Below are 16,560 nucleotides of genomic sequence, written 5' to 3'. Positions count from 1 at the left end.
TCATCATTCCACGTCCACTTCCACGCGGCGATGCAGCTGGTTCATCGTATCCGTATCGTAGGCGCTGGCGTCGTCCGGCTTGAAGGGCTGGTCTTCGCCCTTGCCCTCGGTGGTGATCGCGCCGGCATAACCGGCGGTGGAGAGATAGGATTTCAGCGTCTCGGCGCGGGCGAGCGACAGCTTGTAGTTGGCGTCCGCCGAGCCGACGGGGTCGGTATGGCCGATCAGCTTGATCGAACCGGGCTTCATCGTCTTCAGGCATTCCGCCAGGTCTTTTGCGGCCTCGACGCCCTCGGGCGTGAAATCCGCCGTGCCGAAGACGTAGCGCACCGGCGTCGACTTCTTCTTGATCTTCACGCCGCGGAAGGAGACCTTGCAGCCGCCGCGCATGGCGAGCTGCACCGGCCGGGGCGAGGCAAGCCGCATTTCGCCCGCAAGCTTGTCGAGCCGCAGGATGTACTGCTCGTCCGGCGCCATCCAGTCCGGCGTCATGGTCTCGTTCGAGCCGTCTTCCAGCGCCAGCTGGTAGAACCGCGCGGCCTGTTCGTAATCCTTGCGCTCGCGGGCGAGATCGCCGAGCGCGTCGTAAACCTGCCAGGGGCCGCCATACTGGCGCTGGAGGTCTTCCAGTTCCTGCTGGTGATCGGCGAGTTTCCCGCCATTGCCGACGGTGGTCGCGATGCGGTTGAAGGCGGTGAGCGAGGCGACGCGGCCCGTCAGCGTGCGCTCGTTGGCGCTGCAATTGGCCGTGCTCGCGGTCTCGGCGATCGAGCGGGCCTTCTGCTCGTCGCCGGCATTGAACGCTTCGGTGACGCCGGTATAGGCATCGCAGGCCGCAGTGGCAGGTGCTGCTCCGGCCAGCGCGAAGACTGTCGACGCCAGAGCAATTCCAGCAAAAGTGCGAAGCGGTTTTGCGCCCGGTATCGCGTCAAAGCAAAGAGATCGCAGCAGCATTGTCGGTCCAGCCCTCATGTCCTCGTGGAAAAGATCAGGCAGGGATCCGAAGGACCCCTGCCCGGTTTGTCACTTGATCTCGAAGGTCACCATCTGCAGACCGCTTGCCCCGTTGTCCTTCTCGGCCTGCTTGGCGAGATTGATAGCGAGGCCGCGCGTCAGCGGCTGCTTCGAGTTGGCGACCAGTTCCTTGGCCTTTTCGGCCGTCAGTTTCTGGTCGCCGAGACCGCCGATCTTGCAGAAGGCGATCATCGTTTCGCCGGGCGACGGCGAATCGAAGGTCAGGTTACCCGTTCCCGGCTGCGGGATCAGGCGTTTTTCGCCGGCATTCAGCGTCGTCGAGCCGATCATCACATCCGGCACGATTTCCACATTGCCGGTGTCTTCGACATACATCAGCTGAAGTTCGCAGGCGTGGTTGGTGCTGAGTTCGAAGCTCAGATAATCCCCAACCTTGGCGCTTGTCGATGCCACATGCACGGCAAGTTTCACCTTGTCGGCCTGCGCCTTGTCGTCCTGCTTGTAGGCGGGCACGGCATAAGCCGTGTTGGCACTCGCCCCGGCATACTGGTCGCCCGTTGCCTGGCCCTGAGTTGCCTGGCCCTGGGTCTGCTGCTGGTAGGCGTCGTTGTTGACGGCCTGCTCCTGCTTTTGTTCCTGCTTCTGCTCGGGCTGCTGGTAGCCGGCATTGTTGTCGACCGGCTGCTGGTAGTTGTTGTCAGCCGTCTGCTGGCCCGCATTGGCGGCGTTCGCATCCGGGTTGACGCCGCGCTTCAACGGATCGAGCTGGAGAAGCGGCTGGAGCATGAAGGCATATTGCTCCTCGACCTCGACGCGCGGGATCGTGGAACCGGCTTCGAGCGTGGCAACCCAGTCGAGGCCGATGCGCAGGGCATTGACGTCGGTGAGGCGACGGATGTCGGAGGAGAATTCCTCCGGCGTCATGTCGAACTCGGCGGCAAGCTGCTCGAAGTTCAGCTCGTCCTCATACTTGTCGGCGAAGTAGGTGAAGATCTCGGCACCGCCGGGAGCCTTCAGGCTGGTCAGGCCGCCACCCGAGGTCGGCTCGGTGATGCCGAGGCGATCGAGGGCCGCGACGAAGCGGTCCGTGTCACGCTTGTAGACCTCGTTCAGTTCCTCCTGCGGCACGTAGACGGCGAGCAGCTCGTCCTGCTGGTCCTTGGAGAACAGCGTGGACGTCTCGATATGCTCGCGCAGCTGGTCGCGCTTGGACAGGATGCCGTCGAAGTGGCAGTCGAAGCACGAGCGGGCATTGATGATCTCGACGCCCTTGCCGATCGGCCGCTTGCGGAAGGAGACGATCGCCGTCGGGCCGATGTCGAGCTGGTCGCCCTTGTCGGTCGAGAGATAGTATCCTTGCATGCCGTTCGGAAGCGAGAAGATCATTTCGCCGCCGTCATGATCGAAGGGTTCCAGGCCGGCCTTCAGTCGAATGCCCTCCGGACCCGCGGGGAAGCGCTTCAGCACCTGCTTGCCGACGTCACCGGCAAAGTCATAGGACTTCCAATAGTAGCCGCCGAACGGCATGTCGTGCCGTTCCAGCATGCGGTTGTGGTCGGAAACACCCGAGGAACCATCCGCAAAGCCGGCCCGCACGATGCGGCGACGCTCGATGTTCTGGTTGACCGGCACACCGAAGCGCTTTTCGAGCTCGGCGATGTTGGTTGGCAGCTTCATGAGGCGGTTGTAGACCTTCGGCCGTGCGCCGTTGCTCATGAACCAGTCGACACGCATGATCGGCAGCTGCGTCTGCGTTGCCTTGGCAAGCGAATGAAGCTGCGCGTCGCTCGTCGGGTCTACGCCGTAGAAGTACTCGTTGATGAGGAAGTTGTAGTCGTCCTCGCTCCATTCGAGATCGCGCAGGTCGACGCGCACGAGCAGGCCGTCGGTCCCTTCGACTTCTTCCGGAAGCACGAGCTCCGGCCCGTAGGAGAGCGAGTTGAGCAGTTTCTTGAAGCCGCCGGCGAGAACCTTCATGCGCTTCAGGAAGGTCTCGTGCGATTCGCAGCTCATCATGCCGTTATACTGGTCGCGATAGCTGAAGTAGCGCATGAACGGCTGGTCGTGTTCGTCGACCTTGGAGATGTCGCGCAGCGCCAGCTCGACGAAATCGAGATATTTCAGCATCGGCCGCGAGCGCTTGGCTTCCGTCGCGGCGACCGCCGTCGGGATATCCGACTGGTTCAACGAGTTGATCCAGGTGGCGAGGCTCTGCACTTCTTCGTCGCTAGGACGCTTGCCGAGCGGCATGCGGCCGCTGGTGACGCTGGTATAGAGCAGCGACTTGGCGGCATCGCCGGGGGTCACGAAGGCCGGATTGGCGGCGATCGAGGCAAGGTCGCCTGCCGGGAAGGACCCTTGAGAGCTTTCGCCCGGGCCGTGGCAGTTGCGGCAATATTTGCCGATGAAGGCATCGGCGGCAGATGCGGATTCCGCGTTGCCACCGCCAGCACTCAGCGCCGTTTCAGGCGTCGATTCGCTGCAGACGGGCGTTTGGCTCTGCTCGACAGGTGCCTCTACAGGTATCTCGCGATCCGCAAGGAACGCGTACATGGCCTGCTTGTCCTCATCGGGCAGCGTCGAAAGGCCTTGGGCGATGCGCCGCATGACCGGATCGGACAGCGGCGAACCGGAGAGCTTCTTGCCCTCGTCGATAAGCCCCTTGGTGAAGACGGTATGCGAAGCAAGACCGCTGATGCGGGCCTTGGTGATATCGGGCGCGACCGCGCCGGTCAGGCCCTTCTCGCCCTCATAGGCGCGGGTAAGGTCAAGGCCGTAGGTCGTGGTGCGCGGCGTGTGGCAATCGCCGCAGCCGCCGACATTCTCGATCAGGTAGCGGCCGCGCTCCATCTGCGTTTCCTCGCGCGGCTGGAAGGCCTGCACGGTGAAATGGCTGCGCTTCCAGAGCGTGATCGTCGTCTGGCGGCTGAAGGGGAACGCGATCTCGTGTTCCTTCGAGGCGGCATCCGATTGCGGCAGCGAATCGATGTAGGCCTTGATGTCCAGCACGTCCTCCGGCTTCATGCCGCCGTAGGAGGTGTAGGGCATGACCGGATAGAGGTTGTCGCCGTTCTTCTTGAGGCCGACCATAACGGCGTTCAGGAAGTCCGCATTGGACCAGCCGCCGATGCCGTTCGGATGGGCGGAAATGTTCGGCGCGAAGAACTTTCCGATCGCCGTCTGCATTTCCATGCCGCCCGAAAGCAGTTCGATATTGTCGCCCGAGCCATGGCAGGCGCCGCAGCCGGCGGCGCCGAACAGGATCTTGCCGTTATCGGCATTCGCCTGGTAGGTGCCGTAGGCATCGGCCGCGAACTGGTCGATGGCGTAAGCCCCCGCGGGACAGAAGATCGCCAACGCAAGGCCGAGAGCGGCGGCAAGCCGGGCACCCGAACGGACGAATGATGTCTTGAACATGCGCATGGCTTGTTCCCTTCGCTCCAAAAGGCCGGCGAACCGGCTGGAAATCCATTTCTTTCACACAATTCCAAAAGCGAGACCGCTTGGCGCGCTTTCGCCGAAACTGCTCTACCGAAACTCGAAACGCTCGAACTCGACGCGGCGCGGCGCCTTGCCGAGTTCCCTCAACCCCTTTTCGATCGCCAGCCGCAAGGGCGGCGGTCCGCAGAACCACAGGTCCGCTTCTGCCGGATTCATGCTGGTCCCCGCCACGAGCTTCGTCGCATCGAAGCGGCCATCGACCGCCGAATTGTGCAGAACGAAGTTGAAGTTCTCGAGCTTTTCCGCCTGCGCGCGGAACGTGTCGAGGCCGATCGCCTCCGCCCCGTCGCGCACGCAGTAGACCATGTGGATATCCTGCCCCTCGTCGCCTTTCAGCCGGCTCGCCATGGCGAGGAACGGCGTGACGCCGATGCCGCCGGCAAGCCAGATCTGATTCTTGCCGCCGCGCTTGTGGTTGAAATGCCCGTAGCCGCCTTCGAGCGTCAGCGCATCGCCGACGGCGACGCCCTCGCGCAACGCCTTGGTATAGTCGCCGAGCGGCTTGATGGCGAAGCGGACCGAACCGTCCTCGTCGATGCCGGCGATGGTGAAGGGATGCGGCTCGCGCAGCCCCGCCTTGTTGACGCGGAAGAAGCCGAACTGGCCGGGCATGGCCCTGAGCTTGCGGTTGATCGGCCTTGCGGAAATGATCGTCGCGCCCTCGTGGCGCTCGACATTCACCACCTCGTAGCGGCGGGTGCGAAGCCAGGGCAGCAGTTGCGTATAGGCGTAGCTGACGATGCCGACGGCCGCGAAGAGGTTCAGGTAGGTCGCGAGGAACGCCGTGCCGTCATAGGGCCGCTTGATGAACATCTGATGGAAGGCCACCATGACGAAAAGCAGGCCGATGAAGCGGTGCGTGATGCGCCAATATTGATAGGGAATCTGGAAGCGCGTCTTCGGGATCACCTTCACGATGCTGAGGATGAGCAGGAAGACGAAGCCGTAGAAGGCCCATTCGCCCGCCGTCGCTGCGAGAATGTTCAGTCCGCTGGTGACAGCAAGGCCCTGGAAATCCGGTGCAATGAAATAATGCACCAGGATAAGACAGAGAACCGCGATGCCGATCTTGCGGTGGAACTGGTAGATGCGGTCGAGCCCGCCGAAAAGCCGCTCGATGAAGGGCGGGCGCGTCGCCATGAACTGCGCGATCCCCATGGCGACGAAGGCCATGGACGAGGCCATCAGCGAAAACGTCGTGCCCGCATTTGTATGGCTGACGGCCGGCACGGCCAGCAGGCCGGCGAAAACGATCAGGATTGTTGCGATGATGGAACCCGCAGTCAACGTATGCCCCCACAATTCAACTGGACGGTCCGAATTCCAGGGGCATGCTGGCAAGGCCCATGACGTTCGTCAACCGCATTCGTCCTATCGACGCGTGGGCGTCCGGCTTTATTCGGGTTGGTTTCGCATGCGCGGGAAGAAGGCTGGAAAAGGTCACCCAGGGAACATCAGGAGTGCGAAAACAGACGCAAAAAGGGCGCCTCGCAGCGCCCTTCAATCTGCGGTTTCAAAGGTACGACTACTTGCCAAGCCGCTTGATGTCCTCGCGCGCCCTGTCGGCGAGCGGGTGTTCGGGATGGCGCGCGATGAAAAGCTCGAGCGCGTCGCGCGTGCCCTTGGACTTCAGATTTTCATATTCCGCCTGTACGGCTTTTTCCGGATCAGACGGTCGCGCCATGATGCCGCCTGTGCCTTCTGGCGCCTCCCCGGCCGCGGCGAGAACAAGGCAGGTCGTGGCGACAATGGTTATCTTCGAGAACAATTTTAACCTCCGGTCGAATAGCATTCGGCGATCATCCGTTCTGTGCTACGAGGTGTCCATCCCATCATGGGCGGAGTGGATGTTCAAGCATCGTCAGAATCGGAGTGAATTGCGGTCTATCCAAGGCACGCAAACAAAACGTCCAGCATAGTAGGAGAATTTTGACATGACAGGCACTGGTAAGGTCATCAAGACCATCAACAAGACTGGCATAACGACCATTGACGGCGTGTTGTCCGGCTCTGCCTGGTCAGGTTCCCTGACCTATGCTTTCCCGACCTCGTCGAGCGCTTACGATTACACGGGCGAACCCAACAGCGGCTTCGGCACGATCTCCTCCCTTCAGCAGTCGGCCGCCCGCTTCGCGCTGGACACGGCCTTCGGCAATGCCGCCAACAACGGCTTTTCCGTCGAGGGTTTCACCAACCTGGCGGTCTCGCAGGGCAGCACCACGACAGCCAACCTGCGCTTTGCCGAATCCGACATGCCGTCCACGGCCTGGGCCTATTATCCCGGAAACAGCAGCCAGAGCGGCGATCTGTGGTTCGGCCGGCAGTTCGACTACCGCTCGCCGGTCGCCGGCAATTATGCCTGGGCGACGATGCTGCACGAGATCGGCCATGCGCTCGGCCTCAAGCACGGCCATGAATTCGAAGGCAGCTTCCCCGCTTTGCCCGCCAACCGGGACTCGATGGAATATTCCATCATGACCTACCGCTCCAATGTCGGCGGCCCGGCTGACGGCTACCGCAACGGCGAGTTCGACTACGCACAGTCCTACATGATGTCCGACATCGCCGCCTTGCAGCGCATGTACGGCGCCGACTTTACCACCAACGCGACGAACACCGTCTACAAGTGGAACCCCGGCAGCGGCGATACGCTCGTCAACGGCAAGGTCGCCATCGATGCGGGCGCCAACCGCATCTTCGCGACCATCTGGGACGGCGGCGGCCGGGACACCTACGACCTGTCTTCCTACAAGAACGGCGTCAACGTCGACCTGCGCCCCGGCTCGCACTCGAAGTTCAGCGACGTCCAGCTCGCCCTCCTCAACTTCGAAAGCGACACCTATTCGCGCGGCAACATCTTCAACGCCCTGCTCTTCAAGGGCGACACGCGCTCGCTGATCGAGAACGCCAAGGGCGGCAGCGGCAATGACGTGCTGCGTGGCAACCAGGCGGCCAATTCGCTCCAGGGCAATGCTGGCAGCGACAAGCTCTTCGGCATGGTCGGCAATGACAAGCTCGACGGCGGCAGGGGCGCCGACCAGCTCACCGGCGGCGCCGGCGCCGATGACTTCGTGTTCAAGAAGGGCTACGGCCGCGACACGATCACGGACTTCAAGAACAATATCGACGACATCGACCTGCGCAGCTACAATTTCGCCAGCGTCAATGCCGTGCTCAACAAGGCAACGCAGGTCGGCGACGACGTGCACATCAAGCTTGCCAGCACGGACATCCTCATCCTCGACGACTTCAAGCTGAAAGATCTCGACGCGCGCGACTTCCTGCTCTGATTTCCAGCAACAATCCGAGAACAGCACGGCCGGAACCCCTGAGGTTCCGGCCTTTTTTGTTGCCAGCGATTGCGCAAACCTGCTTCTGGTATATCAGACGATTGGACATCCGTTTTGCGACATGCCACCATGTGATATATCAACTGGGATTCGGGAATGACGGAAACTGCGGCGTCGCAAGCCCACCTCGCCTATCTCGCCCTCGAAGGGCTGATCGTCACGCTGAAGCTGAAGCCGGGCTCGCTGGTCACCGAACGCCAGCTCATCGAGCTTGCTGGCCATGGCCGCACGCCAGTGCGTGAGGCGATCCAGAAGCTGGAATGGCAGGGTTTGATCGCCGTGCGCCCGCGCGCCGGCTTGCAGATCACGGCAATCCGCCCGGAGGATCATGCACACGTCATGGCGACGCGTCGGCAGCTCGAACCGCTTGCCGCCGACCTCGTCGCCCGGCATGCGAGCGACGAACACCGCGAACAGCTCGTCGCCTGCGCGCAGACGATGACGGCCTGCTCGATCCATTCCGACATGGAGGGATTTCTCGCGGCCGACAAGACCTTCGACGAGATCATGGAGCAGGCCTGCCCCAATCGCTTCGTCACCGCCGCGCTCGCCCCCTTACAGACCCATGCGCGCAGGCTCTGGTTCGCGCGCGCCGACAACCGGCAGATGGACCGTGCTGTGGATCTGCATGTGAAGGTCATCCGCGCGATCCGCAACGGCGACGGCCCGTCGGCAGCCACGACAATGGCCGACCTGCTCGATTCGCTGTCCGCCTGAAATGAAAAAGGGCGGCCCGAAGCCGCCCTTTTTATCCCATATGCCCTTCGCTCAATCGACGAAGGCGCGCTCGATGACGAATTCGCCGGGCTTGTTGTTGGAGCCCTCGATGAGGCCTGCCTGTTCCAGCAGTCCCTTGGTTTCCTTCAGCATCGCCGAAGAGCCGCAGATCATGCCGCGATCGACCGCCGGGTCGAAATGCGGCACGCCGAGATCGGCGAACATCTTGCCGTTACTGATGAGGTCGGTGATGCGGCCCTGGAACGGGTAGTCCTCGCGGGTCACCGTCGCATAGTGGCGCAGCTTGTTGCCGACGACTTCCGCCAGGAATTCGTGGTTGCGGATTTCCTCGACGAGGTCGAAGCCGTATTTCAGCTCGGAGACTTCGCGGCAGGTATGCGTCAGGATGACGTCGTCGAATTTTTCATAGGTTTCCGGGTCGCGCATCAGGCTTGCGAAAGGCGCAATGCCTGTGCCTGTCGAGAACATGTAGAGCCGCTTGCCGGGTGTGAGCGCGTCGAGCACCAGCGTGCCGGTCGGCTTCTTGCGCATCAGCACGGTGTCGCCCGGCTGGATCTGCTGGAGATGCGAGGTCAGCGGGCCGTCCGGCACCTTGATCGAGAAGAATTCCAGTTCTTCGTCCCAGGACGGGCTTGCGATCGAATAGGCGCGGTAGACCGGCTTTTCGCCGACCATCAGGCCGATCATGGCGAACTCGCCGGAGCGGAAACGAAAGCTCTCGGGGCGCGTCATGCGGAAGCGGAACAGGCGATCCGTATAATGCTGCACGCTCGTCACCGTCTCGGCGAATACGCCGGCGGGAATGGCGGGCACGAAATCTTCGGTCTTGGCAGGTGCGTTCATTTCGGGATCGATCCTGGCTGCGTCGGAAATTCTTGACGATAGGCAGATATTACATGTTGAGCGGCAAAGGAAGGTATTCCGTTCCAATGCGCCGATTGGCCGCGCATCTCTTTTCTAACAACGCTTGGCGGTCGTTTTTATTCCGGCGCGAGCCTAAAATACGATTGCGGCGTTTCGCCGGTCGCGCTCGAAATCAGGCCCGCCGGCGCCAGCTGTAGGAACCGGCATCTTCCGATACCCGCGCCGTCGGCTGGTAGTGGTTCTCGATGCCCGGCAGCCGGTTTTCCGCAAGCCGCTTCAGCGCCGTCGCGTTGGTCACCGCAAAGCTGTCGATGCCACAGCGCAGCATCAGCGGAATCTGGTCGATCAACACGTCGCCGACCGCCCTCACCTCGCCGGTGAATCCAAGCCGCGAGCGCAGCAGCGACGCATGGCTGAAAGCACGGCCGTCGTTGAAGGCCGGAAAGGCGACGGCGACCAGCGCCAGCCGGTCGAGATGGCCTTCCAGCTTGCGCACGTCGTCCGCCGGGTTGATCAGCACGCCGAGACCGGTTTCGTCCGTCTTCGCCAGAAAATCGTCGAGACCGAGCACCGCCTTCTCGTTCGAGCCGGCCTTCACCTCTTCGGTTTCGAGGATCCAGGGATCGTCGGTCACGAAGCCGGCTTCGTTCCAGATTTTCGTCATCGCCAAACTCCTCAGGCTGCCGCGGCCGTCTTATCACCGTAGAGCGCATCCTTGAAGGGCTGCGGTCCGACGCGGCGATAGGCATCGAGGAAGATTTCGGACGGATCGAGGCGCAGGCGCAGATAGGTGTCGACGATGACCTCGACGGCATCCGTCACCTTCTCCGGCTCGAAACCGCGGCCGATGATCTCGCCGATCGAGGTGTTCTCGTCACCGGAGCCGCCGAGCGTGATCTGGTAAAGCTCCTCGCCCTTCTTCTCGACGCCGAGCAGGCCGATATGGCCGACATGGTGGTGGCCGCAGGCATTGATGCAGCCGGAAATCTTGATCTTCAGCTCGCCGATCTCGGCCTGGCGCTCAGGCGCGCCGAAACGAAGCGAAAGCTCCTGGGCGACGGGGATCGAACGGGCGTTGGCCAGCGCGCAATAGTCCAGCCCCGGACAGGCAATGATATCCGTGATGAGACCGGCATTCGCCGTCGCAAGGCCGGCCGCGACGAGGCCGCGATAGATCGGCTCCAGATCGGCCAGCGCCACATGCGGCAGGATCAGGTTCTGCTCGTGGCTGACGCGGATTTCGTCGAAGGCGTATTCCTCCGCGATGTCGGCGACCGCCTCCATCTGCACGTCCGTCGCATCGCCCGGAATGCCGCCGATGGGCTTCAGGGAGATCGTCACCATGCCGTAGTCGGGGTGCTTGTGCGGCTGCACGTTCTGCTGCACCCAGCGGGCGAATTCCGCATCCGCCTTCTTCCACTGCGCCAGGCTCGCCCAGCCTTCCGCCCGCGGCGCCAGTTCCGGCGGCGCAAAATAGGCGGTGATCGCGGCAATATCCTTTTCCGGCAGCTTCAGCTCGGTGTTCTTGAGTTCGGCGAACTCGACTTCCACCTGCCGCGCCAGTTCCTCGGCACCCGTTTCGTGCACGAGGATCTTGATGCGCGCCTTGTACTTGTTGTCGCGTCGGCCATGCAGGTTGTACACGCGCATGATCGCGGTCGTGTAGGACAGCAGGTCCTCTTCCGGCAGGAAGTCGCGGATCTTCTTGGCGATCATCGGCGTGCGCCCCTGCCCGCCACCGACATAGACGGCAAAGCCGATGCGGCCGTCGTCGTCCTTCTTCAGGTGCAGGCCGATATCATGCACCTGGATGGCCGCGCGGTCGCGCTCGGCGCCGGTGACGGCGATCTTGAACTTGCGCGGCAGGAAGGAGAATTCCGGATGCACGGAGGACCACTGGCGCAGGATTTCCGCATAGGGCCGCGGGTCGGCGACCTCGTCGGCGGCAGCACCGGCAAAATGGTCGGCCGTGACGTTGCGAATGCAGTTGCCCGACGTCTGGAGCGCATGCATCTCGACCGTCGCGAGATCGGCCAGCGCATCCGGCAGCTCGTTCAGCTTCGGCCAGTTGTACTGGATGTTCTGGCGCGTGGTGAAATGGCCGTAACCGCGGTCGTATTTGCGCGCGATATGCGCCAGCATGCGCATCTGGCGGCCGTTCAGCGTGCCATAGGGAATGGCGACGCGCAGCATATAGGCGTGAAGCTGGAGATAGACGCCGTTCATCAGGCGAAGCGGCTTGAACGCGTCCTCGGCAAGCTCGCCGGACAGGCGGCGGCCAACCTGGTCGCGGAACTGCTCAACGCGGTCGGAAACAAAGGCGTGGTCGAATTCGTCGTAGCGATACATGCAGAGATCCTCAAGCCGCCGGTGCGGCCGTCGCGGTCAAGCCGGAATAACCGGCGGCATAGACAATGGTCGGGCCTTCGGCGCGGATGCGTTCGCGCATGCGCAGCGGCCGCAGCACACCATCGACTTCTTCGACGTCGACGACGTTGACGTCAACCACTTTGTTGTCGGCCAGCGCCTGCTTGCCGGTGGCTTCGAGCGCATCGACGGCCTCCTTGTGGCGCGCCACGAAGGCGGCCTGGAGCTGCTCGTTCCAGGTGCCGGCGGCATCCAGCCAGACGGAAATGCCGTCGGAAAGGCGGTTGGCTGTCAGAACCTTGTCGGCCATGTCATGCTCCCAATACTGCTGTGCTGCGCACGCTCTCGCGGATGGCGAGCGGTGCGGAATGTTCGAAATTGGCGCCGGCGACGGCGTCGCCGATGATCACCATGACCGGACCGGAAAGCTCGTCGCGATGTTCGAGACCCGGCAGGTCCTTGAGCGTACCGTGCAGCAGCCGTTTGTCGCGACGGCTGGCATTTTCCACCACGGCGACCGTCGTCTCCGCCGGCAGGCCGGCATCCATCAGGCGCGCGGCAACGGAGGCCGCAACGGTGCGGCCCATATAGACGGCGACGGTGGCGCCGGAAATCGCAAGCCGCGCCCAATCCGGCAACACGGCGCCCGTCAGGTCGTGCCCCGTCGTGAAGACGAGCGAGGAGGCGACGCCGCGCAAGGTCAGCGGCAGTTCGAAATCGGCGGCGGCAGCAAAGGCAGACGTGATGCCGGGCACGATCTCATAGGTCACGCCCGCCTGGCGCAGGGCCGCCATTTCCTCGCCCGCGCGGCCATAGACCAGCGGATCGCCGGATTTCAGCCGCACGACGCGCTTGCCGGACTTGCCGAGCTCGACCAGCAGGTCGTTGATCTCTTCCTGAGACTTGGAATGACAGCCCTTGCGTTTTCCCACGGACAGGCGCTCCGCATCGCGGCGGCCCATGTCGACGATCGCCTGCGGCACCAGCGCATCGAAAACGATGACGTCGGCTTCCATCATCACGCGCTGGGCGCGCAGCGTCAGCAGGTCTTCGGCACCCGGGCCGGCGCCGACGAGCCAGACATGGCCGGCGGCCTTGCCCTGCGAATTCAGCAGCGTGTTGGCGGCGTAGCGGGCGAGATCGATATCGCCATTGTTGACGGCATCAGCGACGGCGCCCTGGAAGAAGCGGCGCCAGAAAACGCGGCGGGTCACGCCGCGCGGCAGCACGCGGTCGACGGCCTCGCGATAGCCGCTGGCGAGGCTCGCCAGCCGTCCGAGCGACGGAGACAGGATCTGGTCGACCTGCGCGCGGATCATCTGCGCCAGCACCGGGCCGGCGCCTTCCGTGCCGATGGCGACGGCGACGGGCGCGCGGTTGACGAGCGCGGGCGTGAAGAAATCGCAGTAATCCGGCTGGTCGACGGCGTTGACCGGAATGCCGAGGGTGCGGGTGGCGGTGGAGATGGCGCGGTCGGCGGCCGCATCGCCGGTTGCGGCGAAGACGAGCGTCGCGCCGGCAATCGCCTCGCTGGAAAAGGGTTCGCGGACGAGCACCAGGCCCTTGTCGGCGATGAAGCGGGCGAAATCGGCTTCCGGCGCTTCCGCCAGAACGACGATCCGGGCATCCGTGTTGAACAGCAGGCGGGCCTTGGCAAAAGCCTCGTCGCCCTCGCCCACGACCACGACCGTCCTGCCGCTCGTGCGGAAGAACGCCGGGAATGTCGAAAGCTTCTGCTGCGGTTCAGTCATGGTTACGTCCGTTGGGAGTGTGCGCACTATCGCGAAAAATGACCATAAACGAAAGAAACATAAATCCTGAAGCTTATGGAGGCGCGTATTGTTTTGCTCGCACCTCCCGCATTTTGAGCATAAGTCACCGGCCGCCCTTGCCTGCCCGCCGCGCCGACCGCTAAGGATGCGCCTAAGACCAACCGGGATTCCCATCATGGATCAGGCTGCCCTCGCAAAGCGCCTTCTCGACGTCATCGAATTCGACATCCTGCCGTTGACGCGCGACGGTGTCGCCGCCGGCAACAAGGTTTTTGGCGCGGCGATCCTGAACAAATCCGATCTCTCGCTGGTGCTGGCCGAAACCAACAACGAGACGGAAAACCCGCTCTGGCACGGCGAGGTGCACACGCTGAAGCGCTTCTACGAACGCGCGGAAAAGCCGGACACGAAGGACCTCGTCTTCCTCTCGACGCACGAGCCCTGCTCCATGTGCCTTTCGGCCATCACCTGGGCCGGCTTCGACAATTTCTACTATTTCTTCAGCCACGAGGATTCGCGCGACGCCTTTGCCATCCCGCACGACCTGCGCATCCTGAAGGAGGTCTTCCGGCTCGATCCCGGCGGCTACGCCAAGACCAACGCCTTCTGGCGCTCCGCCGCCATCGCCGATCTCATCGCGACCTCGGATGAGGTCGCCAAGGCGGATCTTCAAAAGCAGGATGCCGAAATCCGCGCCGCCTATGAAGGATTGTCGGAAAGCTACCAGTCCGGCAAGGCCGGCAACAGCATCCCGCTGAACTGAGTGACAGTCATGGAACCGAGCCGCGAGATTGAGCGCCTGATCGACATCATGGCGGCGCTGCGCCAGCCGGAGACCGGCTGCCCATGGGACATCGTCCAGACCTTCGAGACGATCAAACCCTATACGATCGAGGAGGCCTACGAGGTCGCCGACGCGATTGAGCGCAACGACATGGACGACCTCTGCGAGGAGCTGGGCGACCTGTTGTTGCAGGTGGTTTTCCATGCCCGGATGGCTGAGGAACGCGGCGAGTTCGATTTCGGCAGCGTCGTCGAAGCCGTCACCCGCAAAATGATTCGCCGCCATCCGCATGTCTTTGCCCGCTCGGATGCGGACACGCCCGAGGCGGTGAAGCTGCAATGGGATGACATCAAGCAGGCGGAAAAGCGCGAGCGCAAGGAGCGGCGCGCCAAGCGCGGCCTGCCGGAGGATCCGTTGCGCGGCCATCTCGGCTCCGTGCAACGCTCCTTCCCGGCGCTGGTCGAGGCGCTTAAACTTCAGGAACGCGCAGCGAAAGTCGGCTTCGACTGGTCGGAACCGGCGCCCATCCTCGACAAGATCGAGGAAGAGATCGGCGAATTGCGCGAGGCACTGCGCAATGATGACCAGGCGGCCGTCGCGGACGAACTCGGCGACCTGATCTTCGCCTTGGTCAATATCGGCCGCCATGTCGGCGCCGATCCGGAAATGGCGCTGCGCGGCACGAACACAAAGTTCCGCAACCGCTTCTCCCATATCGAGGATAGCCTCGCCGCAAACGGCGAAAGCCTCGAAGCGGCAACGCTGGAGCGCATGGAAGAACTGTGGCAGGCCGCCAAGCAGATCGAGCGCAGTTTGGGTGACGCGACGTCAAAAGAGTGACGTAACGTCAGCGTTCCCAGTCTTCTCGTGCAGTCCTCTGCCCAATACCGAGGCGGCGGTCGAGTTCGGCGGCTTCGGTTTCGGTCAGCCGCAGTTCCAGCCGCACATTGCCGTCTTCCATATCCTCGCGGTGATCGACGATCGAATGATCGTAGATCCACGGCAGCAGCTGTAGCTGCATCACCGGCACGACGATATCGCGATCGACGAGCACGCCGGAAAGCCGCTGGTTGATCTCGGCCAGCAGCGTATCGACGCCCTCGCCCGAGATCGCCGACACGGCGATGACGTTCGGCTGCGTTTCCGCCTTCTGCACGAGCGCGGCGCGCCCTTCCGGCTCCAGCCGGTCGATCTTGTTCCAGACTTCGAGGATGCGCTCCGCGCCGTCCTTCTCGTCGATGCCGAGGTCGGTGAGAATGCGAAGAACGTCCGCTGATTGCGCGCCGTTGTCCGGGTCGGACATGTCGCGCACATGCAGAATGAGATCGGCTTCCAGCACCTCTTCCAGCGTCGCGCGGAAGGCGGCGACGAGATGGGTCGGCAGGTTGGAGATGAAGCCGACGGTATCCGACAGGATAACGGTGCGGCCCTGCGGCAGCTTCATGCGGCGCAGCGTCGGGTCGAGCGTGGCGAAGAGCATGTCTTCGGCCAGCACGCCTGCCCCGGTGATGCGGTTGAACAGCGTCGACTTGCCGGCATTGGTATAGCCGACGAGCGCCACGATCGGATGCGGCACCTTCTTGCGCTTGGAGCGGTGAAGCTGACGGGTGCGGCGCACCTGCTCCAGCTCGCGCTCCAGCTTGATGATCTTGTCCTGCAGCAGCCGGCGGTCAGCTTCGATCTGCGTTTCACCCGGACCGCCCATGAAGCCCGCACCACCGCGCTGGCGTTCAAGGTGGGTCCAGCTGCGCACCAGCCGGCCCTTCTGATAGTTGAGATGCGCAAGCTCGACCTGCAACGTGCCTTCCTTGGTGGAGGCGCGGCGGCCAAAGATTTCCAGAATGAGGCCCGTGCGGTCGATGACCTTGGCGTTCCATTCCTTTTCGAGGTTGCGCTGCTGCACCGGCGTCAGCGGATGGTCGACGATGACGAGACCGGCATCGTTTTCATCGAGTGCCGCCTTGATCTCCGCAATCTTGCCGCTGCCGAGCAGCGTGCCGGGCTTCGGCTGGCTGACGGGCACGAGCGCCGAATGGGTGATGGTGAGGTCGATCGCCCGCGCAAGGCCGATGGCCTCTTCCAGCCGTGCCTCTTCCGAGCGCGCCATTGCCCCTTGATCGGACTGACCGCGTGCGCCCTTCAACACGGGGGCGATCACGACAGCGCGCATATCGTCCCGGTGCTTTTCAGCTTCCGGAACGATGGAATC

14 protein-coding genes are annotated in these 16,560 nt (G+C 63.1%); 4 read left to right on the top strand and 10 right to left on the bottom strand.

What is annotated here, in order from left to right; all coding sequences use genetic code 11:
* Window positions 1-3: 3 nt before the first annotated feature.
* The 4 genes from J2Y63_RS26040 to J2Y63_RS26025 all read right to left on the bottom strand — a co-directional run bounded on the left by J2Y63_RS26040 (window position 4) and on the right by J2Y63_RS26025 (window position 6,244).
* Window positions 4-954 (bottom strand): OmpA family protein, encoded by a 951-nt coding sequence (locus J2Y63_RS26040; protein ID WP_435268456.1) that lies wholly within the window; start codon window positions 952-954, stop codon window positions 4-6.
* A 69-nt stretch (window positions 955-1,023) separates the two neighbouring features.
* On the bottom strand, window positions 1,024-4,398 hold the full coding sequence (locus J2Y63_RS26035; RefSeq protein ID WP_435268455.1) for a c-type cytochrome: 3,375 nt from the start codon (window positions 4,396-4,398) through the stop codon (window positions 1,024-1,026).
* Between the two features lie 105 nt (window positions 4,399-4,503).
* Entirely contained in the window at window positions 4,504-5,763 is a 1,260-nt protein-coding gene (locus tag J2Y63_RS26030) for a ferredoxin reductase family protein (protein WP_435268454.1), read from the bottom strand.
* Window positions 5,764-6,001: 238 nt separating this feature from the next.
* Entirely contained in the window at window positions 6,002-6,244 is a 243-nt protein-coding gene (locus J2Y63_RS26025; RefSeq protein WP_256115881.1) for a hypothetical protein, read from the bottom strand.
* Between the two features lie 166 nt (window positions 6,245-6,410).
* Here J2Y63_RS26025 and J2Y63_RS26020 point away from each other — a divergent pair, with 166 nt between their 5' ends.
* Window positions 6,411-7,766: a M10 family metallopeptidase gene (locus tag J2Y63_RS26020; RefSeq protein ID WP_435268453.1), complete on the top strand. Its 1,356-nt coding sequence runs from the start codon at window positions 6,411-6,413 to the stop codon at window positions 7,764-7,766.
* 156 nt (window positions 7,767-7,922) lie between these two features.
* Window positions 7,923-8,543 carry a GntR family transcriptional regulator gene (locus J2Y63_RS26015; RefSeq protein WP_435268452.1) on the top strand — a complete coding sequence of 207 codons (621 nt, stop codon included), beginning with the start codon at window positions 7,923-7,925 and terminating at the stop codon, window positions 8,541-8,543.
* 51 nt (window positions 8,544-8,594) lie between these two features.
* Here the strand turns inward: J2Y63_RS26015 and J2Y63_RS26010 are convergent, their stop codons facing one another.
* The 5 genes from J2Y63_RS26010 to cysG all read right to left on the bottom strand — a co-directional run bounded on the left by J2Y63_RS26010 (window position 8,595) and on the right by cysG (window position 13,546).
* Window positions 8,595-9,407, bottom strand: coding sequence for a ferredoxin--NADP reductase (locus J2Y63_RS26010; RefSeq protein WP_435268451.1), 813 nt, complete (start codon window positions 9,405-9,407; stop codon window positions 8,595-8,597).
* Window positions 9,408-9,600: 193 nt separating this feature from the next.
* Window positions 9,601-10,092, bottom strand: a complete 492-nt coding sequence (locus J2Y63_RS26005; protein WP_435268450.1) for a DUF934 domain-containing protein — start codon at window positions 10,090-10,092, stop codon at window positions 9,601-9,603.
* Between the two features lie 11 nt (window positions 10,093-10,103).
* Window positions 10,104-11,777 (bottom strand): nitrite/sulfite reductase, encoded by a 1,674-nt coding sequence (locus J2Y63_RS26000; protein ID WP_435268449.1) that lies wholly within the window; start codon window positions 11,775-11,777, stop codon window positions 10,104-10,106.
* A gap of 10 nt (window positions 11,778-11,787) precedes the next feature.
* Window positions 11,788-12,105, bottom strand: a complete 318-nt coding sequence (locus J2Y63_RS25995) for a DUF2849 domain-containing protein (RefSeq protein WP_256115871.1) — start codon at window positions 12,103-12,105, stop codon at window positions 11,788-11,790.
* 1 nt (window position 12,106) lies between these two features.
* Entirely contained in the window at window positions 12,107-13,546 is a 1,440-nt protein-coding gene (gene cysG, locus J2Y63_RS25990; RefSeq protein WP_435268448.1) for a siroheme synthase CysG, read from the bottom strand.
* 196 nt (window positions 13,547-13,742) lie between these two features.
* Here cysG and J2Y63_RS25985 point away from each other — a divergent pair, with 196 nt between their 5' ends.
* Complete coding sequence (locus J2Y63_RS25985) at window positions 13,743-14,330, top strand: deaminase (RefSeq protein ID WP_435268447.1); 588 nt, start codon at window positions 13,743-13,745, stop codon at window positions 14,328-14,330.
* A 9-nt stretch (window positions 14,331-14,339) separates the two neighbouring features.
* The gene (gene mazG / locus J2Y63_RS25980) at window positions 14,340-15,191 is read left to right on the top strand and encodes a nucleoside triphosphate pyrophosphohydrolase (protein ID WP_435268446.1); all 852 of its coding nucleotides are present in this window, start codon (window positions 14,340-14,342) and stop codon (window positions 15,189-15,191) included.
* A gap of 7 nt (window positions 15,192-15,198) precedes the next feature.
* Here mazG and hflX read toward each other — a convergent pair whose 3' ends face one another.
* Window positions 15,199-16,521 (bottom strand): GTPase HflX, encoded by a 1,323-nt coding sequence (hflX, locus tag J2Y63_RS25975; protein ID WP_435268445.1) that lies wholly within the window; start codon window positions 16,519-16,521, stop codon window positions 15,199-15,201.
* Between the last annotated feature and the right edge of the window lie 39 nt (window positions 16,522-16,560).

This window comes from Shinella sp. BE166 (assembly GCF_051201095.1).
GTDB classification, from domain to species: domain Bacteria; phylum Pseudomonadota; class Alphaproteobacteria; order Rhizobiales; family Rhizobiaceae; genus Shinella; species Shinella lacus.
The sequence above is the reverse complement of the archived record's forward strand: the minus strand, read 5'-3'. Positions and strand labels throughout refer to the sequence as shown.

What these genes read in the sequence shown, in the direction of transcription:
- J2Y63_RS26020 (WP_435268453.1), top strand. Translation starts at nt 6,411, where the DNA reads ATGACAGGCACTGGTAAGGTCATCAAGACCATCAACAAGACTGGCATA.
- cysG (WP_435268448.1), bottom strand. Translation starts at nt 13,546, where the DNA reads ATGACTGAACCGCAGCAGAAGCTTTCGACATTCCCGGCGTTCTTCCGC.
- J2Y63_RS26000 (WP_435268449.1), bottom strand. Translation starts at nt 11,777, where the DNA reads ATGTATCGCTACGACGAATTCGACCACGCCTTTGTTTCCGACCGCGTT.
- J2Y63_RS25995 (WP_256115871.1), bottom strand. Translation starts at nt 12,105, where the DNA reads ATGGCCGACAAGGTTCTGACAGCCAACCGCCTTTCCGACGGCATTTCC.
- J2Y63_RS26015 (WP_435268452.1), top strand. Translation starts at nt 7,923, where the DNA reads ATGACGGAAACTGCGGCGTCGCAAGCCCACCTCGCCTATCTCGCCCTC.
- J2Y63_RS26010 (WP_435268451.1), bottom strand. Translation starts at nt 9,407, where the DNA reads ATGAACGCACCTGCCAAGACCGAAGATTTCGTGCCCGCCATTCCCGCC.
- J2Y63_RS26005 (WP_435268450.1), bottom strand. Translation starts at nt 10,092, where the DNA reads ATGACGAAAATCTGGAACGAAGCCGGCTTCGTGACCGACGATCCCTGG.
- J2Y63_RS25985 (WP_435268447.1), top strand. Translation starts at nt 13,743, where the DNA reads ATGGATCAGGCTGCCCTCGCAAAGCGCCTTCTCGACGTCATCGAATTC.
- J2Y63_RS26040 (WP_435268456.1), bottom strand. Translation starts at nt 954, where the DNA reads ATGCTGCTGCGATCTCTTTGCTTTGACGCGATACCGGGCGCAAAACCG.
- J2Y63_RS26035 (WP_435268455.1), bottom strand. Translation starts at nt 4,398, where the DNA reads ATGCGCATGTTCAAGACATCATTCGTCCGTTCGGGTGCCCGGCTTGCC.
- mazG (WP_435268446.1), top strand. Translation starts at nt 14,340, where the DNA reads ATGGAACCGAGCCGCGAGATTGAGCGCCTGATCGACATCATGGCGGCG.
- hflX (WP_435268445.1), bottom strand. Translation starts at nt 16,521, where the DNA reads ATGCGCGCTGTCGTGATCGCCCCCGTGTTGAAGGGCGCACGCGGTCAG.